Below are 26,391 nucleotides of genomic sequence, written 5' to 3'. Positions count from 1 at the left end.
TTTAAAATACAAAACGCCCGATGAAGTACATCGAGCGTTTTAGTTAAAAAGTGTCAACCCATATCAGGACGGGTCAATCTCTTAATCTTAAACCGCTCTAAATGAAACAGACAACTTCGGCGCGTTTATTTATCTTTTTTGAACACGACCCACTTTAACGAGCCATTGGTTTCAAAATCGTTCTCAGCGGTACACATCAGTAATACGCCTTCAACATTAATCACGGCCCCTGTGGTGTAGGCTTTATCATCGTAGTAACAGATACGCTGACCTACCTTACCGTCAGCAACTATTAGCGCTTTGTTTTCTGGTGTACTGTATGATTTAGCAAAAACGGAACCCGACAGCAGTACTGCAAAAACACCAGCGGTAAAAATAGATACACTTTTTAACTTCATGAAAATCTCCCTCAAACCTCAATAATACTAACAAGGACCCTTGTGAAGTTCTTGGAAGAATCTCATATTATTCAAATATCTACTGATATTTTTCTCACCTCTACGCTTGAATCTGCTTCACATTCAATCATTTAATTTATCTCATTTTAGTAAGCTTGAAGTTACTTAGCGCAGTAAAGAAGCGCACACTTTTAGCGTGCATCTCTAATTTGAATATTTAAGTTATGAATCAAAAACTGTGAGCAAAAAATGCATAATAGGTTTATTTAAGTATAAGATAAGCACCTGTTGATCTCGGTATTTAACTAACTCTTTGACTATGCGTTTTGTTTCCCTGTGCATTACTTCAATCCTGCTCTGCTCGTCTCCTTTGGCATATGAGCTAGATTACTATTCTAAGTTTGGTCACATCGATAATTACGGCAATCTTGATCTTAGAAACAAGCCTTACACCCAACTCCCCTCAGGCCTAGTGGTAAAGGGCAACTTAAACATCTCACAAACCCCTATCAAAACCTTGCCCAAAGGGCTTGATGTTGAAGGCAGTCTGGAAGCAACTAACAGCGCACTCAAAGTTATTCGCTCAGGAACAAAGATAAAAGGCTATGCAAACCTACTAGGTAGTAAGATCGAAAACTGGCCTAAAGGCATCAAACTAGGCGGTTACCTAAATCTGACAGATACACCGCTAAAAGCGCTTCCAGCTAAACTTCGAGTAAAAGGTGATCTAAGTGTTATTCGCACTCCCATTTCTGATCTTCCTGAAGGATTAGTGGTTGATGGTAATCTCTATATTGGAGGATCAGCGCTGAAAGTATTTCCAGACACAATGACGGTGAAAGGGAATATCTATTTAGGTGGTAACAGAATCACCAAATGGCCCAGCAGTTTAACCCTTGGTGGCGCCGTCGCACCTTAAAGAGCAGATAAACAAAAGCCCCGTCAGACCGAGGCTTTAAGGCATTCTGAATCAACGAGTTCAGTGACGAAGATTACTCTTGGTTATTCACAGGATTAGCATAGCTCGCCACCAAATAAGGTCTTGCGCCTTCAGGTAGCTGATCCAACTTATCCGCGAGATGACGCTTAACCGCTTCCGTAATGATGCTCGAATCTTCATGCCCAGCAGCTAACAAGTTGATTGGGTACAACTTGTAGTTGTTGTGAATTTGGCGGTCGATTTCACCAGCAAGAGATTCCGGCGTTTCAAACTCTTGCTCAATCACATCACCAAACGCAACATGTACACGGCCTTTATAGCCAACGATACCTTGAATGATGCTTTCGATATCTTCAAATTCGCCTTTTTCATAGCGGCCATTTTCTGCTTTTTCGTACAGCTCTTTTGCTTTGGCAATGTCACATGGATCATTTTCATAGGCAATCGAGACAGGAACGATTTTCAGAGAACGCGTGTACTCACCAAAGCTGATCTTTTGTTTACGACCTTCAACATGGAACATTTTTAAAATCGCAGGATCAGTAAAGTCGTTTCCATCTTTAGCACGGCCTTCCTTTTGGGCAATCCAAATTGAATTGCCAGTATCAAGCGAATGTTTGATATAGCTTGAAAGTTGTCCCAATGCTTTCATCATTTCTCTAGGCGCTTTAGCAGAGCGCTTAACGATGAAGCTCTTATTGAGTCGCATCAATTCTGTCGCACATGGCTTCTTCAGCAGGTTATCGCCAATCGCTATACGAACTGTACGGTGCCCACTTTGGTACAAGCCATAATTTACGAGCGCAGGGTCCATCGCAATATCACGGTGGTTAGAAACGAATAGGTATGACGTGTTTTTATCCAGCTTATCCAAACCAGAAAAAGTGACGCCATCCGTTGTCTTATTCAATGTATCTTTCAGATACTTCTTCACTTCAATCTGAATTGCTTCGACAGAATCAAGCTTGCTCCACTTGGCTTTCAGGTAGATGCGCAGGATCGGGCTCATTAGCGTTTTGAACCACGCTGCTTTATTAGCAAAGCGATGTTCTAGGATAGCAGTGATAAATTCATCATCTTGGATTAGACGATCCAGCGCTGCTGGAATTTCTTCGTCGTTGTAAGGACGAATTTCAATATAAGGATCGGTATTGGCTGTCATTGTTCATTACATATCAAAAAAAGCTGGCACATTTTACGCATAGTTTTGCTGACAAGCAGCATTTCAACCCATACTTTTAACATGGTCATACCAGTTAAGCCACCATTTATCATGCTAAAAAATTCTCTCTGCAGGTTGGAATCGTATGGGTTTAACGTTACCCTTAGCGCCAAAAAACACTGGTACTCATAATGAACTACGCAATTGAATTTCACGACGCTAAATACCCCTTTCTTGATGTAGCTGCGCGTAAAAAAGCATTGAAGCACAGTCTACTGTCTGTCATCGAAGGGTTAGCCGTCATTAAATTGGGTAAGCAGGAGTATGCCATTGAACCAGGCCAATATTTTTGGATTCCTCAAGGATGTTTGAGCTCCCTCACCTTTTTACCTAATTCTCGTGTATATCGTTGTGATTTTTCTGTGCGTTTAAATGACGACTTCTCACAACAGGCGGGCTTTGTGAAGCCTTCACCGCTACTAAAAGCGCTCGTCGAGAAGCTAGCAACAACTGCCGAACGCTCGGATCTGCAAACCGATCTACTGACAGTAGTAAGACATGAAGTATTGACGCTGTCTCCTAAACTAGCGCACTCAACGTTAACGAGAACCATCAATCAATGGACTCCTGGCTGTGACATGAATATTTCTAAAGAGCTTTGCTTGGTACTAACACTACGTGAAGCAAGAAAAATGAAACTGTCGGGGAAGAAGGAAGAGCAAATTGTTGACTCTCTTTTTGCTGGTAACACCGAAGAATATGAACAGCTTTGCTTTTTAGTCTTTGGAGAAGCGCTATAACTTGCTCTTTAACAAGCTACGTTTTCAGCATTACGTAGAGTTACGGATACAGAAAGTAGAGATTCAAGTAAAAGCAAAAAGGGCGTACATTGATAATGTACGCCCTTTTTTCATTTGCTTGAGATGTCTAGAAAGGTACTTCTATCTGCATCATCCAGTCAGCGTCATAATATTCGTGCCAACGATAATCAAACCGCATTCTTGGCTGTCCGTCGGATTTATCCCCAAAACCAACGCTGAACATCAACCCGTGACTACGAAGCCACTCTTCTGTATCCATTTTACTCTCTTCGTCTCGAAGCTCTTCCGGCATCCAAAAACCAAGACCAAAGTAATTCTTTTCTAAGTTTTGAGTTAGAAGTGGGGTGTCTTCCGGCTTAATCGCCCACTCCTCCCAATAGTTTTCTGTTGGTCCTTCAAGCTTCGCTTCCGCTGCATACCAAATCAATGCTTCAGTACTTAACACGCCGATGGAATCTAAAATTTCTTCACAGATAGGAAGAGTGTTATCTTCAAACACCACGGAACGATCAGAAAAATAGTTACACGCGGAATGAGCTTGTGTCACCACAAGCAGCGCACATGCACTAAATAAAACGACTCTGACCATGAAAATCTGACCTCTCAGTTCCCAGACAATGTTTCTCTGTATAAGCCTTTACTAAGTAATAAATCACGTACGGAAGGTGTTGTATAGGCACCGACCTCTTCACCCTCGGCCAATGCTTTGCGAATATCCGTGCTTCTGACTTTTACTTTTTCAGGACATGCCATAACAGTCCAACGTTCCGTAATCTCTTCAGCTCTACTAAATTTAGCAAATTTGAAGAAATTATCAGGACCAATGACAAAAGTTATATCGGCAGTTGGGTAAATTTCTTGAATTTTTTCTAACAACGCATAGGTCGTCACACTTTGTCCAGGTTGGTATAAAGCTTGCTCTGCATCAGAACGCTGAACATTAGAAAGCCCCATATCCTTGATGAACGCGTCAACCATTTTGCACCGAGTTGGGTAATCAAGCATGTTCTTGCCCCAAGCGTGTGCAATGCTTGGCTCAAGTAGCACAAGATCAAAGTGGCTCAAAGACTCAATAACACTTTTATGCCCTAAACTAGGTGGGTTAAATGCACTACCAAAAATGGCGATTTTTTTCATATCCGGTGATTACCTGGTTGAAGAGAGTTTTCTAATCTGATGATTTCGGTATGATACTACTAATCTTTACAGCTTTTGACCCTAAAGTCGCATTTAATGAGCCTCAACTGTATGGTTTATCACCATTTGAGCAAATGTGCTTTAGAGTCTGAAATATTTGCAGGAAAAGGAACCCTAAATGGAACAATCCATCCGTGACGAAATGCGCGTACTCCCTTCAATTGATCCGCATTTTGAAATTGAACGCCGTGTCGCTTTTATTAAGCGTAAATTGCAAGAAGCGGGCTGTAAGTCTCTTGTTCTTGGCATCAGCGGTGGCGTTGACTCAACGACATGTGGTCGTTTAGCTCAGTTGGCTGTAGACCAACTAAACGAAGAAGCGGGCAACAATAGCTACCAATTTATCGCAGTTCGCCTGCCTTACGGGGAGCAAAAAGATGAAGATGAGGCTCAGCTCGCTCTGTCTTTTATCCAGCCAACCCATTCTGTATCGGTGAACATCAAAGCAGGTGTTGACGGGCTTCATTCGGCTTCTCACGTTGCATTAGAAGGCACAGACCTTCTACCAACTGATGCAGCAAAAGTCGACTTCGTAAAAGGCAATGTAAAAGCGCGTGCTCGCATGGTTGCTCAATACGAGATCGCGGGCTACGTAGGCGGCCTTGTTCTTGGTACTGATCACTCAGCAGAAAACATCACTGGTTTCTACACTAAATTTGGTGATGGCGCTTGTGACATGGCACCATTGTTCGGATTAAGTAAGCGCCAAGTTCGTGAAGTGGCTGCTACATTGGGTGCACCTGAGCAACTAGTGAAGAAAGTGCCAACGGCAGACTTAGAAGAGCTTGCTCCACAGAAAGCAGACGAAGATGCCCTAAGCCTAACTTACGAGCAAATCGACGACTTCTTAGAGGGCAAACCTGTTCCACAGCAAGTGAGTGACCGTCTGGTAGCGATTTACAAAGCAACGCAGCACAAACGCCAGCCAATCCCGACGATTTACGACTAAGCGATATTTTCAGCTCTCTTTAAAACTCAAAACGCTGCTAAAAATAGCAGCGTTTTTTTGTCTAGGAACAGTTTTTGTCGAAGGAAAAAGGTGCTCTCGCCTAGTTGGTTACTGTTACGTCCGTCTCTGGCACAGCACAACACGCCAATACGGTTCCCATTGCACGTTCCTCATCAGTCAACGCGGGCACGTCCGGATGATGTACTTGACCCGACGTAAGCTGAACTTTACAGGCACCACATAAGCCTGCACGACAGCTATTGCTGATGACCTTCCCAGCATCTTCGAGCTGATCTAACAACGTTTTTTGGTTGTTGCCTACGAATTTAGTTCCATTAAAGTCAATAGCGATACTCTTCTCTGGCTTTGACGTAAGAGAAGAAACTCCAAACGCTTCTTGATGGTAGTTTTCCTCTGGCAGCCCTTTTCTTAGTAGAAGACTTTTTGCTTTATCCATAAAGCCATCCGGGCCACACACAAACACCTGCCGCTGTTCAACATCTTTGATTTGCTTAATGTGTGACAAACTTAAACGCCCTTTCAAACCAAACCAGTCAACAGCAGGTTGCGTTAAACAGACTTTTACTTCTAGCCCTGGGTGCTCACGCTTTAACTGCTCCAACTCTGAGCGACAAGGAATATCATTCTCGGTGCGACATTGATGGTAGAAAACCACATTATCCAACTGATTGTGATCCGCTAAGTAACGCACCATTGATAACATTGGTGTTACTCCGCTACCCGCAGAGAGTAACAGCAGAGGCTGCGCTTCATGCGTTTTAAGGTGGAACTGACCGTCAGGTTGTTCTGCCTCTAAAACATCACCGACTTGTAAGTTGTCTAAGAGTGAGTTAGAGACTCTTCCACCCGCGATACGCTTTACAGAAATAGCATAACGACCCGGGCGAGAAGGACTGGATGATAAGGTATAGCGTCGACCCACTTTCTTACCATCAATATTCACCTCTATTGGCAGGTGTTGTCCTGGCAAGTAATTAGGCAACGAACCTTTGTTTGGCTCTAACCATAAGGTCACAAAGTCTTGGGCAATTTCTTCACGCTCAACACATGTAAGCTTCATGCGCACTGGCGAGTTATCTGCGTAAAACTCCGGCTCTTTGTACTCCAATACTTCAACTTTATCGCCTTGACGAATAATGCCTTCATTTCGCGCGACAAGATTCTGGCCAAAGAACACACCACCGACATCGTTTGCACGGAACTGTTGCAAGGTTTTGAGCGGCTCTTTGCTCTCACGGAATGTGCCTCTTTGGGTATTCACCGTAGTCAGGATACAGCGCTCGCAAGGTTTGAGAGACTCAAACTCTACCTCACCGATTCGTATGCGCTTCCATGAATCTTCTTCAAATGGCTTAGTATCAGAGACAACTAAGTTAGTACGAAACTGATCCATTGAGTGTAGCTCTGAACTTCTTCGGTTCAGCTCATCAAGTGAAGCTTGGCTGATCACTAAAACCGGATAACCATCAGCAAAACTGACGTTTTGACCTAGCTTTTCACGGACACGATTCGATTGCTCACCACTAAACAACAACTCAACGCGCTGCCCCAACACACGACTAAACCAGTCATCTGCATCATCTGTCGTGGTATAGGCAGTAAACGTATCTTTCCAAACCGTTGCAGGTGTCTCCTGCATTTTGAAATCTTGGTAACGGATTTTAAGTGGCTCCATACCCAAACTACTAAACACCACTCCATCGGACAATAAGGCAGACTTAATGGTTACCATTTGCGGATACTTTCGCGCAGTGATCATCGAGCCATCAGCTTTCGCAATCATAAAGCGACGATCGAAGCTCAATCCTTGCTTCTCAACCCATACGGACGACAGCGATAATCCGCCAACTGACTTAACCGGAAAAACATTAATTTGGGATAAAACGGGTTGCGACATGGCCTTCTTCCTACGGGTGTTTTTTATTTGTTGCGGTATTGTATACTCAAATCACATTAAGTTGCAGAGTCTGCTGCCTCTTCATCCATTGCAACTTTCTCGAAACCATATTCTTATAAATTTGGTTTTAGTGACAAGTATTTACTACACTCAATATTCGCGTTTTTTAACACCGCTCTGACCAAATACCGTTTGATAAAGTGTGATACGACACACATAATTCACCCAAGTTATCACTACTCCCATTTATCGATTTGGAGCTTAATTATGGATACAAGAAAACTGGTTCTGATTTTGTTATGTATCTTTCTTCCGCCTGTCGCGGTGTTTATGGAGAAAGGTCTAAATAAAGACTTTTTGATTAATCTAATATTGACGTGTTTCTTCTTTCTACCAGGTACGATCCACGCGCTTTGGTTAACAATGAAGTAACCACTTACACTCTCACTCTTTATAAAATTGAAAAATGGGATGAAATATGAGGGCAATTCCTCTATCATCCTGTCGCCTAAGCGCAAGCGTTTGCTCAAAAGCAAATACGGCGCTTAGGCTCCAATCAGACAACTTTTCAATGGTGGGAGCAATTAATGACAACACTGACTATCACTCGTCCTGACGACTGGCACGTTCACTTACGCGATGGTGAAGTTCTTAAAGACACCGTTCGCGACATCAGCCGCTACAATGGCCGTGCGCTGATTATGCCAAATACCGTCCCACCTGTTACTACAACTGAGCTCGCCCTAGCCTACCGTGACCGAATTCTCAAAGAGCAACATGGCGAACAGTTTGAGCCTTTAATGGCGCTTTACCTTACAGATAACACGACACCAGACGAAATACGTAAGGCTAAAGCAACCGGACACATTGTTGCTGCCAAGCTCTATCCTGCAGGCGCTACCACAAACTCAGATTCCGGTGTGACCAATGCGAAGAACATTTACCACGTTCTCGAAGCGATGGAAGAAGTAGGAATGTTACTTTTGGTTCATGGGGAAGTAACACATCACGATGTTGATATCTTCGACCGAGAGAAAGAATTCCTTGATACTGTCCTCGCTCCTATCGTCAATGACTTCCCTAATCTTAAAATCGTTCTAGAACATATCACCACCGCCGACGCAGCAAACTTCGTTAACAACGCCTCAGACAACGTAGCGGCTACCATCACTGCCCACCATCTTCTTTTCAACCGTAACCACATGCTTGTGGGTGGTATTAAACCTCATTTCTACTGTTTGCCAATTCTTAAGCGCGGAACCCACCAGCAAGCGCTGATCGAAGCAGCAACTAGTGGTAGCAAGAAGTTTTTCCTAGGTACAGACTCAGCGCCACATGCGAAAGGGGCAAAAGAATCGGCTTGCGGTTGTGCTGGTTCTTACACTGCGCACGCAGCGCTAGAGCTTTATGCAGAAGTCTTCGAAAAAGAAGGCAAGTTGGAAAACTTGGAAGCTTTCGCAAGCTTCAACGGTCCTGATTTTTACGGCATTGCACGTAACACAGATACAGTGACGTTAGAAAAATCCGCTTGGGATGTGCCAGAAACGATGCCATTTGGCAATGATATCGTTGTGCCTATTCGAGCAAATGAACAGATCGAGTGGAAAGTGAAGTAAGTACTTTACTGACGTTTCACCCATAAAACAGGGTCATGCTTTTTGTAAAAAGAAGTCATGACCCTTGTTATTATCGTCTCATGTTTTAGATGTGATTATTGACCACGAAGCTTTTCAACCATCGTCCATACCGCAACCACAACCAACCCCGCCACAAAGCCGATAATACCGTTCAGTAAAATAGGCAAAATGGCTGTAGCAACCGAATGACCACTAAAGTTCATAATAATCGGCTCTACAAAGTGATGAATGGCTGGCACGTTGTGCACCACAATTCCTCCACCCACCAAAAACATCGCAGCAGTTCCTACAATGGTTAACAACTTCATCAACTTTGGTGCAAAAGCGACCAAGGCCCCTCCGACTTTCGCCACCCAACCTTTACCGTTTGAGCGACTTTCAAGGTAAAGGCCTAAATCATCTAGCTTCACAATCCCAGCGACTAGTCCATAAACTCCAACCGTCATAATCACTGCAATTAAACTGACAACTAAAATTTGCGTAACAAGACTGGCTCCTGTCACGGTACCTAACGCAATCACGATGATTTCTGCTGAAAGGATAAAGTCTGTCCGAATCGCACCAGAAACTTTACGCTTTTCATACTCTTCTATCGACTCGCCAGTATTAACTAGCTCCTCTTTTTCTTCGTGCGGATGCGAGTGAGGAAACACTTTCTCAAGTACTTTCTCTGCCCCTTCAAAGCAGAGAAATAAGCCGCCAATTAGCAATAATGGCATAATAAGCCATGGAATAATCGCGCTAATAAGTAAAGCTGAAGGAACTAAAATCAATTTATTTTTGAATGAGCCTTTTGCAACCGCCCAAACCACTGGAATCTCTCGCTCAGATGCAACACCAGACACTTGTTGAGCGTTTAACGCTAGATCATCTCCCAACACACCTGCGGTTTTCTTTGCCGCCATTTTTGACATTAAGGCGACATCATCAAGCACCGTGGCAATATCGTCCAGCAGTGTGAGTAAACTTGCTCCAGCCATTTTTTGTCTCTTATATGAAATTGAGTAAATAACAAAATGTAACACCAATGAATCACTCATCAAAGTGATGATTTTGCAAAGAATACCACCCCAAATGGTGTTTTATATTGCCGTAAAGATAAGACAGGTCTAGTCTTGTGATACCTTTCAGCAGTCAAAAGAAAAAGTATAGATGAAAAGTGGATACATTTACCCGATCGGTACTCCTGGCCAACCTTGGAAAGAAGAAGAACGTAAAGCTTGGTTAGCAACGCAAGAAGTAAAACGTAGCTACCAAGATGAAGTCGTCAGTAAAATCGATGCCCTACGCGAGCGTTTTGATGTTGAACAATATGGTGCGCTCTCATACAACGAGGCACGCTTCCCTCTGTTTTGTATCAAAACACGCAATTGGGATTCAACTAAACCTGCTGTGTTGGTCACAGGCGGCGTGCACGGTTACGAAACCAGCGGTGTACATGGCGCATTAAAGTTTGTAGAAACAGAAGCAGAGCGCTATGCAGAGCATTTCAATATTGTCGTTGCACCCTGCGTAAGCCCTTGGGGTTACGAGGTGATCAACCGCTGGAATCCAAACGCGATTGATCCAAACCGCTCTTTCTATAAGGATAGCCCTGCCGAAGAGTCCGCTAACCTCATAAAGCTAGTTGCAACTTTAGGCGATGTGTTAATGCACATTGATCTACATGAAACGACAGATTCTGACGAAACTGAGTTCCGTCCAGCCTTAGCTGCTCGTGATGGTATTGAGTACATTGAAGGTATGATCCCAGATGGCTTTTACACGGTGGGAGATAGTGAAAACCCTCAGCCTGACTTCCAAAAAGCGGTCATTGAGTCAGTTGCAAAAGTGACTCACATTGCACCAGCAGATGAAAACGGCGAAATCATTGGTTCACCCGTCGTACAGTTTGGCGTTATCAACTACCCAATGGTAAAACTGGGCCTGTGTGGCGGCGTAACAAATTGCGTTTACGGCACGACAACGGAAGTGTACCCAGACAGCCCAACGGTGACCGACGAAGAATGTAACGATGCGCAAGTTGCAGCCGTGGTTGGTGGTTTGAATTACATAATCGCTCAGCTATAACAATCGATTCTTGTATTGCTCCGGTGTCATGCCGGAGTATTTCTTGAACATCGCGATAAAAGGGCTAGCTTGGTTATAACCTAACGTCAGAGCGACTTCTTTCACAGTCTGCCCTTTACGCAGCAACTCCATAGAATGTAAATATCGCACACGTAAGCGCCACTCAGTAAAGCTCATGCCCAACTCACTCTGGCAATGTCTCGCTAACGTGCGTTCTGTGGTATGCACTTTTGCCGCCCACTCCGCCAAACTGATCTCATCCGTCGGCGATTCTTCTACTGCTTTTAAAATCGGTTCAAGATACTTATTGTCGGTAGTCGGTAAAAAGTGATGTTCGACTTCTTGCTTTGCAAGCTGGTCCAATAACACTTGTACCAAGCGCTTGTCTTCATCAGTTTGCGCCACATTAATGTCTCGCTGACGAAAGTCCTCAATAATAGATGACACGATTGGAGTCACTTTGATCAAGCTCGTTTTAATTGGAAAATGCGCCGTCAATTCAGGGGCAATGTTCAAAGAACAATATTCGATTGGCTTACGGTTGTAGCTAGTGTGACGAACTCCGGCGGGAACCCAAATAGCAAGATGTGGAGGTGCTAGAAATCTTGTGTCTTCTGCATCCATCTCCAGAATCCCACCGCTGATCAGTTGCACTTGCCCCCAAGGGTGGCTATGAATTCGTGTTTCTGTATTAGAGAGAAACGCTTCGAAATTCATAAATACATCTGATGGCGCACGCTCGATTGATAAGGAGGGGTGAAGATTTCTGGCGCTCTTTTTCAAAATTGTCTTCCTATCGCTTACGATGTCTTTTAAGAGATACTTTTTATTATAAAGACCTGCCAGACTAGCGCCATCAATAATTGTGCTATAGGGTTCTCATGATTTATTTACTTCCGTTTTTCACCGTTATGATTTGGGGTGGTAACTCAATTGTGAACAAGATGGCTGCGAGCGCCATTGAACCAAGTGCGATGAGTTTCTACCGTTGGTTTGTCGCAATGGTCCTCCTAACGCCATTTTGCCTGCCTGCAATCATCAAACAACGACACATTATTCGACCTTACTTAGCTAAGTTGGCGTTTCTTGCGTTACTTGGTATGGTTCTCAACCAGTCACTTGGATACTATGCCGGTTTAACAACAACGGCCTCTAATATGGCCCTGATCACCTCTTTAGTTCCGTTGCTCAGTGTGTTTTTAAGTGTCCCATTGCTCGGTAAATCTATATCAATGTTAAGTATCGTCGGTGGTGTCATTTCGCTCGGCGGCTTGGCATTTATGCTTGGTCACGGTGATATCACTTACTTTTTACATCAAGACTTAACGCAAGGTGACAGCTTAATGCTCGTTGCTGCCATGGTATACGCGGCTTATTGTGTTCTGCTAAAACGCTGGAAAATGCCATTCAGTAGTTTGACTCTGGTTTACATGCAGGGCTTCTTTTCTGTTTTGATGCTCACACCACTTTGGCTCTCTAGTGAGCAACTGTTACCAAGCCAAGACGCGCTACCATTAATCGCTTATGCTGGTATTGCTGCTTCCATTTTCGCGCCGCTGATGTGGGTAAAAGCGATTGATTCAATTGGTGCTGATTCAAGTGCTATGTTCATGAACCTAATGCCTGTGGTTTCCGTCATACTTGCTTCAACACTAATTGGTGAGAAAATTTACACTTACCACATTATTGGTGGGTTGTTAGTCATCTCTGGCGTTATCTTGTCGCAAATAAAAGTAAGACAGAGAAAACCATTGTCCAATTCTGAGATTGCCTCTACCGCCAATTAACATCTACACCCCAAGCCACAGAACTACGCTGTGGCTTGTCACTTCCAGCGTTCGAATAAAAGTTAATATTTTGTTTCATTCGCTATTCCCGAAAATTCATCTTGCTGCTAAATTGGGAAAACAATAACCCATCAAGGAAAGACAGATGAGCAGTGGTCAAAGAGACATTACCCTTCGCTTTTTAGCAGAACCCAGCGACGTAAATTTTGGCGGAAAAGTGCACGGCGGCGCCGTAATGAAATGGATCGACTTGGCAGCATACGCCTGCTCTGCAGCGTGGAGTGGTAAATATTGCATTACCGCATATGCTGGCGGCATTCGGTTTGTTGCGCCGATTCATGTCGGCAACTTAGTCGAAGTTAGCGCGAAAGTCATTTATACCGGACGAAGCTCAATGCACATTGCGATTGACGTGCAAGCTAGTGATCCAAAGCAAATGAAAAACAGACTCACCACTCACTGTATCGTTATCATGGTTGCTGTAGATGAAAACGGAAAACCAACCGATGTACCGAAATGGATTCCAGAGTCAGATGAAGACAAAGCCTTAGAGCAATCCGCTATCCGTCTTATGAACATGCGTAAAGAGATTGGGGAAGAAATGGAAGCACACGTTAAATATCTCAAGTAACTGGCATCCGTTAAGAACGCTATTAAGTACCTCAACGTTACCTAGACCCAGAGTGTGGAGCAACATCATGGTTTTGCCATTTGTTTCACGCTCGCCCTTCTCTGTCATAAATCCTTCACCTAGCTTTGCTTAAATCCATCCATTATTTTAGAGTTGGATAGAGTTTGGATCTTGAGACTAAAAGAAACGACCTTAAGTGAAGAGACGTTGACCAATTTAAAAGCGGTCGAGTACCAGTGGGTGAGAACCATGTACGTCGAGGGGTATAACGAAACAGAAATTAATCATTACATTCAAACTTGCTTTGGCGGTGACGTTACCTTTGCTAATCTATTTCGTCGCGTCGCACTGCAGCAAGAAAGTTTGTACACGCTGCTTCAATACGTTGGATGCGCACCTTCCAGCCGAGAGTTTTAATCTCTTCCTTCCCTACCTCAATTTAGCTTTTTACTAAGCTCTAGTTATTTATGTGAAGTGCTACGCAGGGCATTATTCAAGCCCTGTGTAATCCATTGCAAAGCCGCTAATCTCTATCTACTTATTGCACAATTGCCTTTAACAGGCATAAAAAAACCTGAGTCTAAACTCAGGTTATGGTTACAAAAACTGTTAGTGATTGAATCGTAAGGAACTAAGCTAACAGCCAGCTATGCGTAACGCCAATAAAAGCCAAGATATTACTGATCGGCGGCCAAACCAAAATTGTAATATCCGTGCTAAGTATAAGGGCGACCATGTGGTCGCCCTTTTCTAGTTATTCTTATCAATCTCAGACCACAAGAGATTATCCTTTCACACCACCAGCGGTTAGACCACCAACCAACCAGCGCTGCGCAAGTAAGAATACGGCAGTGATTGGCACTGCTGAAAGTACAGCAGCTGCGGCAAAGTCACCCCACAAGTAGTTTTGTGGATATAGGTATTGCTGCATACCCACTGCAAGTGTGTACGAGTCTACATCAGAAAGCAGTAGTGACGCTACAGGAACTTCACCAATTACCATGATGAACGACAAGATGAAGACTACCGCTAGGATTGGCACAGACAGTGGCAGCAATACCAAACGGAATGCTTGCCATGGTGTAGCACCATCAAGAGCCGCTGCTTCTTCTAGAGACGAGTCAATACTTTCGAAGTAGCCTTTAATGGTCCAAACGTGCAGTGCGATACCGCCTAAGTAAGCGAAGATCAGACCGCCATGCGTGTTCAGACCAAGGAAAGGAATGTACTGACCCAGTTTGTCGAACAACGCGTACAGAGCAACCAGTGCCAACACCGCAGGGAACATCTGGAAGATCATCATCGCTTTAAGAATGGTGTTCTTACCTTTGAACTTCATACGAGCAAACGCGTAAGCCGATGTGGTTGATAGCGCCACGATTAGGATTGCAGAAATACCACCCACTTTTACCGAGTTCCACAACCATGTCATTACTGGGAATGGTGGCGGTGTAACTGTACCGTCTGGATTAGTCACCGAGAAACCTAATGCCAATTTCCAGTGATCAAGTGTTGGGTTGTCTGGGATCAGGCTACCCGTTGCAAAGTTACCTTCACGGAATGAAATCGCGATGATCATCAGTAAAGGGAAAATAATCAGTGCCAAGAATGCCCACATTGCAATATGAGTAGCCCAAACACGATACTTTAATGACTTACCTTGTACCATTGCCATTGTAATTTCTCCTTAGTCCTGAGCTACTTTAGTTACACGTAGGTTGATAAGTGCCAATGCGCCAACCAATAGGAAGATAAGCGTTGCTACCGCACTTGCTAGACCGAAGTCTTGACCGCCAGCACCTTCGAATGCGATTCGGTAGGTGTAACTTACTAGTAGGTCGGTGTAACCCGCAGGCTCTGATGTACCAATCATGTTTGGACCACCGCCAGTCAACAACTGGATAAGTACAAAGTTGTTGAAGTTAAATGCAAAACTCGCGATCAACAATGGTGTTAACGGCTTCAACATCATTGGTAGTGTGATACGTGTAAAGTTCGTGACAAAGTTCGCACCATCAATTGCTGATGCTTCATATAAATCGTCTGGAATCGCTTTTAGTAAGCCCATACACAAAATCATCATGTAAGGGAAACCAAGCCAAGTGTTCACAATTAAGATCATGGTTTTCGCCATGAACGGGTCAGAGAACCAAGCCGGGCTAATGCCGAATAAGCCTTCCAACAACATGTTGATCTCACCAAAGCTTTGGTTAAACAAACCTTTAAAGATCAAGATAGAAATAAACGCCGGAACTGCATAAGGCAGGATTAGCAACAAACGGTAAACTGAGCGACCTTTAAGTGCTTCCCACTGAACCACACTGGCAAGGACAAGACCAATAACAAGCGTAAACAATACGGTTAGCGCAGAGAAAACAATGGTCCAGATAAAGATACTGATAAACGGCTCTTTGATACCATCATCTTTCCAAACACGCTCAAAGTTGTGGGTACCAATGTTCACCACGAAACCTGGTGACACTGTGCTGCCAACAAATTGACCGTTTTCATCGACAGGCTGGTAGTAACCTACTTCCATATTTGGACGTAGCGTTTCTTCAGTCCGGTTGTTGTAAAGCGTTTCACCATCTTCTTGTAATGTGTACAAAGGCACAACTGCAGCAAATTTGCGCAGCCCACTCATACGGATATCATCACCGCTTGGCAAATGTAAATCGACACTGCTCAACGCACTGCGGTTCTTAACAATCGCCTTGATTGATTCTTTTTCACCCGTCACTTCTTCAATTGGTGAAAGATCAAACTCCGATGCTGAAAGGTTATCAAGCTGAAAAGTCGGGCTTGCAAGTAGCTCACCATCTTTTTCAACCACAAGTTGATGGCCTTGCTCCGTTTTATACAAAGTGAACGGGTAGCTATCACCACTTTGGTAAGTTCGGTCCAAAAGTACGTTCTGAGCGCGATCAAAAGAGAGTTGGTTCTTCGCGCTATAGTTGGTAAACGCCAAACCTATGGTGTACGCCAAAGGAAAAAGAATGAAAAGGATCATCCCTGCTATACCAGGGTAGATGTAACGGTGTGCGTACGTCTTTTTACTACCAAAGATGAACAACGCTAAAGCGGTAAGAATGAGCGTAAGTAGTGCAAACGCAATCTCACCGCGAGAATACATAAGGATTGTTGCGTAGCCATTGATGATGCCGACTGTGCCTAAAAGTGACCATTTCATGAACACTTTTTTGCTGCTCGGAAGGCTGGCTTCTGGTGCTGTCATAGCATTTGTACCTTGAACTGACTGCATAGGGAACCTGCTAGCGAATATAGAATAAATATAGAAAAGTAAGGAGGAGTTGCCTCCTCCTTAAAAAGGTCTTACTTAATTATTTAGTCATTTGTTTTTCTGCATCTGCAAGAGCTGCATCGACAGTTTGACGACCGTCAACTACGTTGATGATTGCGTTCTTAGCCGCACCCCAGAATGCGTTCATTTGAGGGATATTTGGCATGATTTCGCCGTTCATCGCATTATCCATTGTTGCTGCGATACGAGTATCTGAATCTAGCTCACGTTGGAACGAGTTAAGTGCTACCGCACCTAGAGGCTTATCGTTGTTAACCATACGTAGGCCGTCGTTTGTTAGTAGATAGTTCTCAATGAACTCAACTGCTAGGTCTTTGTTTGGAGACGCAGTGCTGATACCAGCCGTTAGAACACCAACGAATGGCTTAGAAGATTGACCTTGGAACTTAGGTAGCGTAGTCACGCCGTAGTTAACGCCAGACTTCTCAATGTTGCCCCAAGACCATGGACCGTTGATCGTCATCGCTGTTTTGCCTTGGTTGAACGCAGACTCAGACACGGAGTAATCCATATCCGCAGAGATTACGCCTTTATCAACTAAGCCTTTTACGAAGCTCATTGCGTCTTTAACGCCTTCTTTCGCGATACCTGCGTCTTTAACATCGTAACCTTCAGAAGTGTATTTAAACGCGTAGCCGCCATCAGCCGCCATTAGTGGCCAAGTGAAGTACGGTTCTTTTAGGTTCCACATGATTGCAGACTTGCCGTCTTTTTTAAGTTTTGCATCTAATGCTGCAACCTCTTCCCAAGACTTTGGTGGGTTTGGAACTAGGTCTTTGTTGTAGATTAGAGATAGAGACTCAACCGCAACTGGATAGCCGATCAATTTGCCGTCGTAACGTACTGCATCCCAAGCGAAATCAACGATACCTTCTTGAATATTCTTAGAAGGTTTAATTTCTGCTAGCAGGCCAGCTTCTGCGTAACCACCGAAACGGTCGTGAGCCCAGAATACGATATCAGGACCGTCGCCAGTCGCTGCAGTTTGAGGGAATTTGTCTTGAAGGCCATCTGGGTGAGCCACAGTCACTTTAATGCCGGTGTCTTCTTCAAATTTCTTACCAACTTCAGCAAGGCCGTTGTAGCCTTTATCACCGTTGATCCAGATAGTAAGTTGTCCTTCTTCGATGGCAGCATTAGCACCAAAAGAACCCAAAGCAACAAGAGTACCTAGTGCTACAGCGCTTAACTTTTTCATGTTCGTATCCTTTTTATATTTTTGATGTAGGGCTAGTCCATTGAGGTTCAGCCGTATTTCGACATATATCATCTGAAATAATCCAATATGTCTCATCCTCCTAATCCCTACGCCCTTACAATTATGACGTATTTTCGTGATCTAAATCGCCAAGGGTAAGAGACTCAAATCACAAAATGGATAGTTCCTGTGATCGGTTTCAACTTTAGGTGGTGCAATAATGTGATTTCCGACCAACTGCTTTCTTCCTCCTCCTTTTTTACTCCTCCCTTTCTACTCCCCCTACAATTATTTCTATTAGGAGGATGTCGCACTACGCACAATCTTAGAAACTGCAGTCATCCAAGAGTGGATGGTAAGAACCCTTTCCCAGCAGTGCCTACGTATTAGGAAAAAGATTTGCTGGTTTTGCATTGCCAGACGAGTGGAATGTCATTATTAGTGTTGTTTGTGGTAATTATTTCACGGGGGAGACAATACGAATAATGTGGGGGAGAGAAACTCGTACTTGGCTATGATGGGTAGCACTTCTATTCAGGACATTTTATTGAAGTGCTACCCTACTTTTCTTACCAACCGCAAGAACTTACCGATTCCTACTGTTACTGCTCGCTAGATAATTCATATAATGATGAGCGGTGAATAATAAAAAATTGATCGAGGACGAGCTACATGGCGAGTGTCACGTTAAAAAATGTTTGTAAAGCGTATGGCGACGTACTGATTTCTAAGAACGTAGACCTAACAATCAACGAAGGTGAATTTGTTGTTTTTGTAGGTCCATCAGGTTGTGGTAAATCTACCCTTTTACGTTGTATTGCCGGTCTTGAAGACATTACTTCAGGTGATTTGTATATTGGTGACCAGCGCATGAATGACGTCGAACCATCCAAACGTGGTGTTGGTATGGTATTCCAGTCTTACGCTCTTTACCCGCACCTTAACTTATATGACAACATGTCATTTGGCTTGAAACTAGCAAAAGCAGACAAAGCAGAAATCGACAAGCGTGTTGAACAAGCAGCAGAAATCCTACAACTAGGCCACTTGCTTGAGCGCCAACCAAAAGCACTTTCTGGTGGACAGCGTCAACGTGTGGCGATTGGCCGAACATTGGTATCGCAGCCAAATGTATTCCTTCTAGACGAGCCACTATCAAACTTGGATGCGGCACTGCGTGTAAACATGCGTGCACAAATTACTAAGCTACAACGCCAACTTGGTTGTACCATGATCTACGTAACGCACGATCAGGTAGAAGCGATGACAATGGCAGATAAAATCGTTGTACTAGACGGCGGTTATGTATCGCAAGTTGGTAAGCCGCTTGAGCTTTACCATTACCCACAAAACCGCTTTGTAGCTGGCTTTATCGGTTCTCCGAAAATGAACTTCATGAGCGTATTCATTGATGAAGTAGAAGCAGAGCGCGTCAAAGTTCAACTATCTAACGGCGTATCTTTCTGGATTCCGGTGGATGGTACAACAGTTAACCGCGGCGACCGAATGTCTTTAGGCATTCGCCCTGAGCACCTATTATCCGCTTCTGAAGCTGATGCAAGTATTCACGGTGAAGTGATGATTGTTGAGAAGCTAGGTAACGAAACTCAAGTATACCTAAACCTAGAAGGTGCGGACGCGGACGTTATTTTCCGTCAGCCTGACACGCTCGCAGTCGATACCGGCGATAAAATCGAGATTGGTATTCCAGCACACCGTTGTCACCTGTTCCACAGTGATGGTCGTGCATGCCGCCGCCTATACAAAGAAAACGGCGTAGAAGTCGAATAGTTCATTCGTCCTTACTCAAAAAAATCCCTCTCACTTGAGAGGGATTTTCTTATCTTAATAAATATCAGCAATTCGATACTAAATCATTAATCGTGAACGAATCAAATCACCCGTTTCTTCTACCCTCACATAAACCATTGTCTTTGTACTGATACTTCATTTTTAATACTTTTCCTCATTCCTCATAAGTAAGTACCAGCTTTTTCCTAACCCGCCAAACTTAGCCAAAGGGCTAAATATCATTCTTATTTCCACTTACCTCAACAACGCAAATTTTTACACTTATCAACGAAATTACACGTGACAAAAAAACTCAGTAGCATTCAACAGAATGCTCTGTGCACCAACTACTAATAACGTTCACGACACGGCAATTGGGGAAGACACCCAAGGGCGGTAGCGTGTCAGAAGGGAAACTGAGTCATGAAACAAAAAGGACTTATCCGCTCTCATGAGATGGAGTTCGCTTTTTTATATCGCATCTCAGATCTTGCTGTCATCGTCTCTTTTATGCTGCTTTTAGTGTTCAAAGACATGAATACTGCGATGGGGAAAGATTACGTCATATTGGCTTTCGTTGGAGGCATCTCCTTTCTATTTATGGCAGAAAGCGGCAATCTGTATCGCTCTTGGCGAACCAGTTCGTTTAAAGAGCAGATGTTTATTGTCTGTGTTGCTTGGGCGGTGACTTCTGCACTTATCTTTATTGTGCTGTATTTTTCTGAAGTCCATACCTTATTTGATAACACAATTTTAGTGCTGTGGTTTGCGATTACGCCCGCTCTGCTTTTGGCATGGCGAGTAACATTCCGTACCGGATTAGCCTATTTGAGAAAAAAAGGATTCAACACTCGCACTGCGATCATCATCGGCCAAACTCCTCACGGCATTACCCTAGCTAACGAAATTCAAAACCACACAGAACACGGCGTGCTTTTTGATGGCTTTTACGACGAACGATCTTCCGACAGATTGCCAAATTCTGATTATCCTATTAAAGGAGCTGTTGACCACGCCCTTGAGCGAGCTAAAAAAGGGGAAGTAGATTACGTCTATATCGCGATGCCAATGCACGCAAAAGAGCGTATTGCGTCACTTCTTAACCAATTCTCAGATACCACCGCAAATACGTATCTGATTCCCGACTTCTTCACTTATAACCTTTTACATTCTCGTTGGGCGCAGATTGGCCAAGTTCAAACTCTAAGTGTCTTTGATACACCTTTTGCTGGAGTTTCTTCTTGGGTAAAACGGTTTGAAGACATCTTGTTTTCGAGCATTATTTTGGTCTTAATCGCCCCTATTCTATTCGTCATTGCGATTGGCATTAAGGCAACTTCTAAAGGCCCTGTCATCTTTAAACAACATCGGTACGGTCTTGATGGACGCAAGATTGAAGTCTGGAAGTTCCGTTCAATGACAACCATGGATCAAGGTTCCAACGTGAAACAGGCGACAAAGAACGATCCTCGTATTACACCTTTTGGCGGATTTCTGCGTCGCACTTCTTTGGACGAACTACCTCAATTTATCAATGTACTGCAAGGGACCATGTCTATTGTCGGCCCACGCCCTCATGCCGTGGCACACAATGAAGAATACCGTCAGATCGTGGATCGCTACATGCTACGTCACAAAGTAAAACCAGGCATTACTGGCTGGGCACAGATTAATGGTTATCGCGGCGAAACCGACACCTTAGAAAAAATGGAAAAGAGAGTCGAGTTTGATTTGGATTACATCCACCATTGGTCGGTTTGGATGGACATCAAAATCATCTTTATGACCGTTTTCAAAGGCTTCACTGGTGCTAACGCTTACTAAGGTTGAGATTATGAAGAAACTGACAATGGCAATAGCATTGAGTCTGTTTTCTACTGACTTGCTCGCAGAACCGATGGCTTACCAAACCGAGTCTGGTATAGAGTTGATTCCCCTCGTAAAAACTTTCTACGAGGGAGATGACAACATCAATAAAGCGGAAAAATCCGGCAATGTAGAGTCAGTCAATATTTGGGGTATAGAACCAAGCTTACTAGCACGTATAGAACGGAATCGCTATCGCGCAGATATTTTATATAAGTTAAAAGCTGGCTTTTCATCTGACGATCGCAACGACTTCGACGACCACACTTTTCAGTTTTCCAACTTTTTCGAATTTAATCATCGTCATCGTTTAGTGGTTGATTACCGTTTTCGCGCCCAGCATGAAGTTCGAGGAGAAGATATTACCGAAGGTAATGGTAGCGCAATCGACTCACCAATAGAGTTCAACCGTAACGATGTAAAAACCAATTATGTCTTTGGATCTAACGGTGCCAAAGGCAGACTCGAATTCGGTTTAGGCTATAGTGATAAAACCTATCAAAACTATCGTGACGGCTTGCCTGGTCGCCCAAACGCTAAAACTAAATACAACGATTTTCGAGCTCCCAATGCACATTTGGAGTTCTATTTAAGAGCGACGCCAAGAACCTATTGGTTAGTCGGAACAAACCAAATCGTAACCGAGTATCAGCACCGAAATTCTGCGCAGCCATCGAAAGATAACAACACCAGTTTCTATTACACCGGTGCCGAATGGGAAGTCACAGGAAAAACCAAAGGCATCGCTCGACTCGGTTATCAAATCAAAGATTTTGACAGCGCTCAACGAGAGACATTTAAAGGCTTTAGTTGGGATATCGGCTTTGAATGGTTGCCTCAAGAACAAACTCTAGTCAGCGTGAAAACCACTCAAGCGGCGGTTAACCCCGATCAAGATGGCGATTACAACCTCCAAACTCGTTACCGACTGAACCTGAAGCACGATTGGAATAGTTACCTTGCAACTCGCTTAGGTGCTGTTTATCAACAAGATGATTACACGGGAATCTCCAGAAACGACGATCGGTACACTCTATCTTTTGGTATCGATTATCAGATCAAACGTTGGATACAGCTGCAAGCCGATTGGCAATACCAAGATAAAAACTCTAGCCGATCGGATTATAGCTTCGAACAAAATATTTGGACTTTAAGCGCACAGTTTTCTCTGTAAAAAGGATTATTAATGAAGGCATTCATCAAATTCATGAGTGTAGCGTTGTTGCTATTTAGCACTTTGGTCAACGCTGACTCAAACGAGGAAGATTACTTACTCGATACTGGCGATACCATTTCCGTGCAGGTCTATGGTGAAGAAGATCTTACGATTAAAAATATTCTAATAACATCAGATGGCTACTTTGATTACCCCTACCTTGGCCGAATTAAAGCAATCAAAAAAACACCAAAACAACTCAAGTACGAAATAGAAACGGGCTTAAAAGGCGATTATCTCATCAATCCAAAAGTGATGGTCACCATCAATAACTTTCGTCTGTTTTACGTTAATGGCGAAGTCAGGAAACCTGGTGGATTTGAGTACCGTCCAGGGTTAACCATAGAGAAGGCCATCGCTCTAGCAGGTGGCTTGACCGACAGAGCCTCACGCAAAGGCATTAACCTCACCAAGCATAAAACAGGTCAAACGATGGAGGGGGTCAGTATGCACCGCAACGTTGAACCTGGTGACATTGTATTTATTGACCAGAGCTTCTTTTAAGTGACAGGGAATCAAATGAACGGGACTCATCCAAATAATCTCCAGATGAACAAAGTAGAACTGATTCGTTTTGGCCATCACTTCAAAGCGATTAAAAAGAATTGGCTAAGCATCGCAGCATTCACGCTTCTGTTCTCATTAACTTGTACTTGGTATATCTACTCCAAAGCATCGATATACCAAGCTACAGCTACGCTACTCATCCAAGAGGAGCAAAAAAGCGCCCTTTCAATCGAGGAAGTATATGGCGTCGACACGACAAAAAAAGAGTACTTTCAAACGCAAATCGCCATTTTAAAATCGAATCATATTGCAGATAAGGTCATTAGAGAGCTGAACCTCACCCAATTACCTGAATTCACAAGCTCAGGGGGGTTAAATAAAAAAATCGACCAAATAAAGTCGATTCCTTTTGTTCAAGACCTACTGAATGTGGCACCAAGCCCAAAAGAAACCGCCCAGTTTTCAGAGTCCTATTATCAGGCACTTCAAGCTTTCAGAAGTAAACTCGATATTGAGCCAGTACGTAACACCCAATTAGTCAGAATTCGCTTTCGTTCTACCGATCCTAAGCTTGCGACGACAATCGCCAACGCGGTCGGCCAAGCCTACATTGACGCAAATTTTGAAGCCAAATTGGTCGTTACACAAAATGCGGCTACTTGGTTGACAAATAACTCTCAAAAGTTGGAGGAGCGATTACGTAACTCGGAGCAAGCGCTGCAAGAATTCTTGTTAAAAGAAGGGTTGATCGATATAAACGGTATTGATGAAATTTACGCAAATGAGCTAGAAGAACTCACTCGCAAGCTGAATATCGCTGTTAATAAGCGTATTGAAGCGCAGACGTTAATCCAACTGTTACGACGTAAATCTTCGCAAAGTTTAGACAGCTTGTTGTCAATTGATGAATTCGCTAATCAAGCGCAAATCCGCGATCTAAAATTGTCGGAAGCACAGGCAGCCAAAAATCTCTCTGAACTGGCACAGCGCTACGGACCTAAGCATGATCGAATGATTCAGGCGAAAGCGCAGCTTGCTGAAATTCAATCTAGAACCCAGCAACTCATCCGTGACATTTCCTTCAGTAAGCAACAAGACCTTCTTGCTGCAAAAGCGCAAGAGGACATGCTTCGAGCAGAACTCGATAACAAAAAGTCAGACTTCCAATCGTTAGGGTCACAAAAAGCGCGTTACGAACAGTTAAAACGCGAGGTTGAATCCAATAAGGCACTCTATGAAGCGTTCTTAAATCGTGAGAAAGAGACCAACGCCACCAGCGACTACAAGAATGTCACTGCTCGCTTTACTGACAAAGCCATCATTCCTCTATTCCCGGTGGCACCACAACGAATCAAACTGGTACTAATTGCCACCTTTTTTGGCTTTGCCATTGCTTGCGCTCTAGTCATCATCTTAGAAACGATGCGAGAAGTTATCCGAAGCACAGCCGATGTGCAGGAAAAACTTGGTGTTACGTGTTTAGGTGTGATTCCTATGGTCAAAAAACGCAATTTGCGTAAAAACGGCGTCAGTTATACCGCGTATTTAGATAATGAAGAAAAGCTATTTAGTGAAGCTTGCCGCTCAGTCAGAACCTCGCTTCTGCTCAGATTAACCAACACGAAGCAAAAGATATTGCCCTTTACCTCTGCTATTCCAGAAGAAGGAAAAACATCAACCAGTATCAATATGGCGGTGTCGTTTTCAAAAATGGAAAAGGTGTTGATCATCGACTGCGATTTACGTCGACCTTCCATCGCAAAGCGATTCGGTATCGCTGAATCAAGCCCTGGCTTAACGCATATCCTGACTATGGATACGCCAATCAAAGATTGTGTTACACATATAAAAGAAGCCAACTTAGATGTATTACCGGCCGGCCTAATTCCGCCAAACCCACAGGAATTACTGGCTTCTGATCGCTTTAAAAAGTTGCTCGAACATTTTCAAAATAAGTATGACCGGATCATTATCGATACACCACCCCTACTGTCAGTGAGTGACGCACTTATTCTTGGTCAGTATGCCAATGGTCTGATTACCGTCATTCGCTCAGAATCAACAAAATCATCACTGGTTAACCTTGCGTTATCTAAACAAATACAACACTCAGTTCCATCTCTTGGCGTCTTAATCACACAAGCCAAGGCCAAGGAAGGAGAGACGCTTTATGTCCAGAAATACGCCTACTAACGTAAACCTATCTTGGTACCAAACGTTGAAAAGCCAAGAACAGCCGGTATTGATCTATCAAATGGGCAAAGTAGGTTCGAGTGCATTAGAGCATTCCATTCCTGACTCGATTCACTTGCACGACCTTATGACCGTCGATGCGCAAAAACAAATATCCCCCGTTAGAGCGCAATTGCATAAGCCTCAGATCAATGCGTTAAAGCGACGACTAAAGCGTATAACGATGAGCCATATGTTAAAGCGCAAGAAAAAAGTTCGAATCATCTCGCTAGTGCGTGAACCGATCGGACGAAATGTCTCAATGTTCTTTCAAGCACTTCCTTTTTGGATGGCGGACAAATATCTAAAGGATGACAGCGCAATACGTACCGAACGACCGCAATTACTCCAAGAAGCATTTGATAAGCACATGAATCATCAATATGCGCTGCAGTGGTTTGACAACGAGATCAAACAACTAACAGGGATTGATGTGTTTAACGAGTCTTTTAATCACGAAGTAGGCTATCAAACATACCATAACAATAACTTCTCACTGTTGGTCATTCGAAGTGACAAGCTAACGAAGGCTAACTCCGCAGTTGAAGACTTTTTAGGTTACCCCGTGGATGTTGTTTATGAAAATCAATCAGACAACAAATGGTACTCGCCACTAATGAAAGAATTCAAAACGCAATTTCAACCTACACCCGAGTACGTTGAAGAAATGCTGAATTCTAAATTGACGAAGCACTTTTTCTCAAATGCAGAAATCACCGACCTTAAACAGCAATATCTGACCAATTAAT

The 26,391-nt window shown here is 43.6% G+C and carries 25 protein-coding genes; 15 read left to right on the top strand and 10 right to left on the bottom strand.

Translation table 11 applies throughout. The features are described 5' to 3' along the window. Positions 1-125: 125 nt before the first annotated feature. Positions 126-398 (bottom strand): YnjH family protein, encoded by a 273-nt coding sequence (locus R8O10_RS11105; protein WP_005375306.1) that lies wholly within the window; start codon positions 396-398, stop codon positions 126-128. A gap of 319 nt (positions 399-717) precedes the next feature. On the opposite strand from R8O10_RS11105, the gene R8O10_RS11100 reads away from it, so the two are divergent. Then, entirely contained in the window at positions 718-1,317 is a 600-nt protein-coding gene (locus R8O10_RS11100) for a hypothetical protein (RefSeq protein ID WP_213879456.1), read from the top strand. Between the two features lie 73 nt (positions 1,318-1,390). Here the strand turns inward: R8O10_RS11100 and R8O10_RS11095 are convergent, their stop codons facing one another. Further along, positions 1,391-2,500 (bottom strand): 1-acyl-sn-glycerol-3-phosphate acyltransferase, encoded by a 1,110-nt coding sequence (locus R8O10_RS11095; RefSeq protein WP_005385027.1) that lies wholly within the window; start codon positions 2,498-2,500, stop codon positions 1,391-1,393. Positions 2,501-2,691: 191 nt separating this feature from the next. Between R8O10_RS11095 and R8O10_RS11090 the strand changes: the two genes are divergently transcribed. Further along, complete coding sequence (locus tag R8O10_RS11090) at positions 2,692-3,300, top strand: hypothetical protein (protein ID WP_005375302.1); 609 nt, start codon at positions 2,692-2,694, stop codon at positions 3,298-3,300. A 127-nt stretch (positions 3,301-3,427) separates the two neighbouring features. Here R8O10_RS11090 and R8O10_RS11085 read toward each other — a convergent pair whose 3' ends face one another. Both R8O10_RS11085 and R8O10_RS11080 read right to left on the bottom strand, forming a co-directional pair. Next, the gene (locus R8O10_RS11085) at positions 3,428-3,910 is read right to left on the bottom strand and encodes a hypothetical protein (protein ID WP_017635276.1); all 483 of its coding nucleotides are present in this window, start codon (positions 3,908-3,910) and stop codon (positions 3,428-3,430) included. Positions 3,911-3,924: 14 nt separating this feature from the next. Continuing rightward, on the bottom strand, positions 3,925-4,458 hold the full coding sequence (locus tag R8O10_RS11080) for a nicotinate-nicotinamide nucleotide adenylyltransferase (protein ID WP_086047263.1): 534 nt from the start codon (positions 4,456-4,458) through the stop codon (positions 3,925-3,927). Positions 4,459-4,636: 178 nt separating this feature from the next. On the opposite strand from R8O10_RS11080, the gene nadE reads away from it, so the two are divergent. Next, positions 4,637-5,467: an ammonia-dependent NAD(+) synthetase gene (gene nadE, locus R8O10_RS11075; protein ID WP_005375299.1), complete on the top strand. Its 831-nt coding sequence runs from the start codon at positions 4,637-4,639 to the stop codon at positions 5,465-5,467. Between the two features lie 100 nt (positions 5,468-5,567). On the opposite strand, the gene R8O10_RS11070 is transcribed toward nadE, so the two are convergent. Beyond that, positions 5,568-7,385, bottom strand: a complete 1,818-nt coding sequence (locus R8O10_RS11070) for a hybrid-cluster NAD(P)-dependent oxidoreductase (protein WP_318191396.1) — start codon at positions 7,383-7,385, stop codon at positions 5,568-5,570. 267 nt (positions 7,386-7,652) lie between these two features. On the opposite strand from R8O10_RS11070, the gene R8O10_RS11065 reads away from it, so the two are divergent. Continuing rightward, entirely contained in the window at positions 7,653-7,817 is a 165-nt protein-coding gene (locus R8O10_RS11065; RefSeq protein ID WP_005375297.1) for a YqaE/Pmp3 family membrane protein, read from the top strand. A gap of 155 nt (positions 7,818-7,972) precedes the next feature. Continuing rightward, positions 7,973-9,001 carry a dihydroorotase gene (pyrC, locus tag R8O10_RS11060; protein ID WP_005385019.1) on the top strand — a complete coding sequence of 343 codons (1,029 nt, stop codon included), beginning with the start codon at positions 7,973-7,975 and terminating at the stop codon, positions 8,999-9,001. Positions 9,002-9,096: 95 nt separating this feature from the next. On the opposite strand, the gene R8O10_RS11055 is transcribed toward pyrC, so the two are convergent. After that, positions 9,097-10,002 (bottom strand): DUF808 domain-containing protein, encoded by a 906-nt coding sequence (locus R8O10_RS11055; protein ID WP_017821242.1) that lies wholly within the window; start codon positions 10,000-10,002, stop codon positions 9,097-9,099. A 172-nt stretch (positions 10,003-10,174) separates the two neighbouring features. On the opposite strand from R8O10_RS11055, the gene R8O10_RS11050 reads away from it, so the two are divergent. Further along, entirely contained in the window at positions 10,175-11,092 is a 918-nt protein-coding gene (locus R8O10_RS11050) for a M14 family metallocarboxypeptidase (protein ID WP_213986597.1), read from the top strand. Here R8O10_RS11050 and R8O10_RS11045 read toward each other — a convergent pair. After that, the gene (locus R8O10_RS11045) at positions 11,087-11,875 is read right to left on the bottom strand and encodes a helix-turn-helix transcriptional regulator (RefSeq protein WP_318191395.1); all 789 of its coding nucleotides are present in this window, start codon (positions 11,873-11,875) and stop codon (positions 11,087-11,089) included. The two genes, R8O10_RS11050 and R8O10_RS11045, sit on opposite strands and share 6 nt — an antisense overlap. Before the next feature lie 98 nt (positions 11,876-11,973). Between R8O10_RS11045 and R8O10_RS11040 the strand changes: the two genes are divergently transcribed. The 3 genes from R8O10_RS11040 (at position 11,974) to R8O10_RS11030 (ending at position 13,927) form a co-directional block, all read left to right on the top strand. Then, positions 11,974-12,879 (top strand): DMT family transporter, encoded by a 906-nt coding sequence (locus R8O10_RS11040; RefSeq protein WP_318191394.1) that lies wholly within the window; start codon positions 11,974-11,976, stop codon positions 12,877-12,879. Between the two features lie 145 nt (positions 12,880-13,024). Then, on the top strand, positions 13,025-13,510 hold the full coding sequence (locus R8O10_RS11035) for an acyl-CoA thioesterase (protein WP_005375279.1): 486 nt from the start codon (positions 13,025-13,027) through the stop codon (positions 13,508-13,510). Between the two features lie 171 nt (positions 13,511-13,681). Then, on the top strand, positions 13,682-13,927 hold the full coding sequence (locus tag R8O10_RS11030) for a hypothetical protein (RefSeq protein ID WP_005375277.1): 246 nt from the start codon (positions 13,682-13,684) through the stop codon (positions 13,925-13,927). A gap of 367 nt (positions 13,928-14,294) precedes the next feature. On the opposite strand, the gene malG is transcribed toward R8O10_RS11030, so the two are convergent. The 3 genes from malG to malE all read right to left on the bottom strand — a co-directional run bounded on the left by malG (position 14,295) and on the right by malE (position 18,030). Next, positions 14,295-15,185 (bottom strand): maltose ABC transporter permease MalG, encoded by an 891-nt coding sequence (gene malG, locus R8O10_RS11025; protein ID WP_005375275.1) that lies wholly within the window; start codon positions 15,183-15,185, stop codon positions 14,295-14,297. A 12-nt stretch (positions 15,186-15,197) separates the two neighbouring features. Next, a complete protein-coding gene (gene malF / locus R8O10_RS11020; RefSeq protein ID WP_005375273.1) occupies positions 15,198-16,772 on the bottom strand; it encodes a maltose ABC transporter permease MalF in 1,575 nt (524 codons plus the stop codon). A 79-nt stretch (positions 16,773-16,851) separates the two neighbouring features. After that, a complete protein-coding gene (gene malE, locus R8O10_RS11015; protein WP_005375272.1) occupies positions 16,852-18,030 on the bottom strand; it encodes a maltose/maltodextrin ABC transporter substrate-binding protein MalE in 1,179 nt (392 codons plus the stop codon). A gap of 672 nt (positions 18,031-18,702) precedes the next feature. Between malE and malK the strand changes: the two genes are divergently transcribed. From malK to R8O10_RS10985, 6 genes are all read left to right on the top strand, one after another. Then, entirely contained in the window at positions 18,703-19,821 is a 1,119-nt protein-coding gene (gene malK, locus R8O10_RS11010; protein ID WP_005375271.1) for a maltose/maltodextrin ABC transporter ATP-binding protein MalK, read from the top strand. Positions 19,822-20,244: 423 nt separating this feature from the next. After that, positions 20,245-21,645, top strand: a complete 1,401-nt coding sequence (locus tag R8O10_RS11005) for an undecaprenyl-phosphate glucose phosphotransferase (protein WP_258497806.1) — start codon at positions 20,245-20,247, stop codon at positions 21,643-21,645. Between the two features lie 10 nt (positions 21,646-21,655). After that, positions 21,656-22,861, top strand: a complete 1,206-nt coding sequence (locus R8O10_RS11000) for an outer membrane beta-barrel protein (RefSeq protein ID WP_017635284.1) — start codon at positions 21,656-21,658, stop codon at positions 22,859-22,861. 12 nt (positions 22,862-22,873) lie between these two features. Then, the gene (locus R8O10_RS10995; RefSeq protein ID WP_005375265.1) at positions 22,874-23,407 is read left to right on the top strand and encodes a polysaccharide biosynthesis/export family protein; all 534 of its coding nucleotides are present in this window, start codon (positions 22,874-22,876) and stop codon (positions 23,405-23,407) included. A gap of 15 nt (positions 23,408-23,422) precedes the next feature. Next, positions 23,423-25,603: a polysaccharide biosynthesis tyrosine autokinase gene (locus R8O10_RS10990; RefSeq protein WP_318191393.1), complete on the top strand. Its 2,181-nt coding sequence runs from the start codon at positions 23,423-23,425 to the stop codon at positions 25,601-25,603. Beyond that, the gene (locus tag R8O10_RS10985; RefSeq protein ID WP_005385848.1) at positions 25,581-26,390 is read left to right on the top strand and encodes a putative capsular polysaccharide synthesis family protein; all 810 of its coding nucleotides are present in this window, start codon (positions 25,581-25,583) and stop codon (positions 26,388-26,390) included. Before R8O10_RS10990 ends, R8O10_RS10985 begins: the two co-directional genes overlap by 23 nt. Position 26,391 lies beyond the last annotated feature (1 nt).

The organism is Vibrio sp. 1727, from assembly GCF_033344415.1.
Taxonomy (GTDB): Bacteria; Pseudomonadota; Gammaproteobacteria; order Enterobacterales; family Vibrionaceae; genus Vibrio; species Vibrio alginolyticus.
Note: the sequence above shows the minus strand (reverse complement) of the source record. Positions and strands in the feature narration are given on the sequence as shown.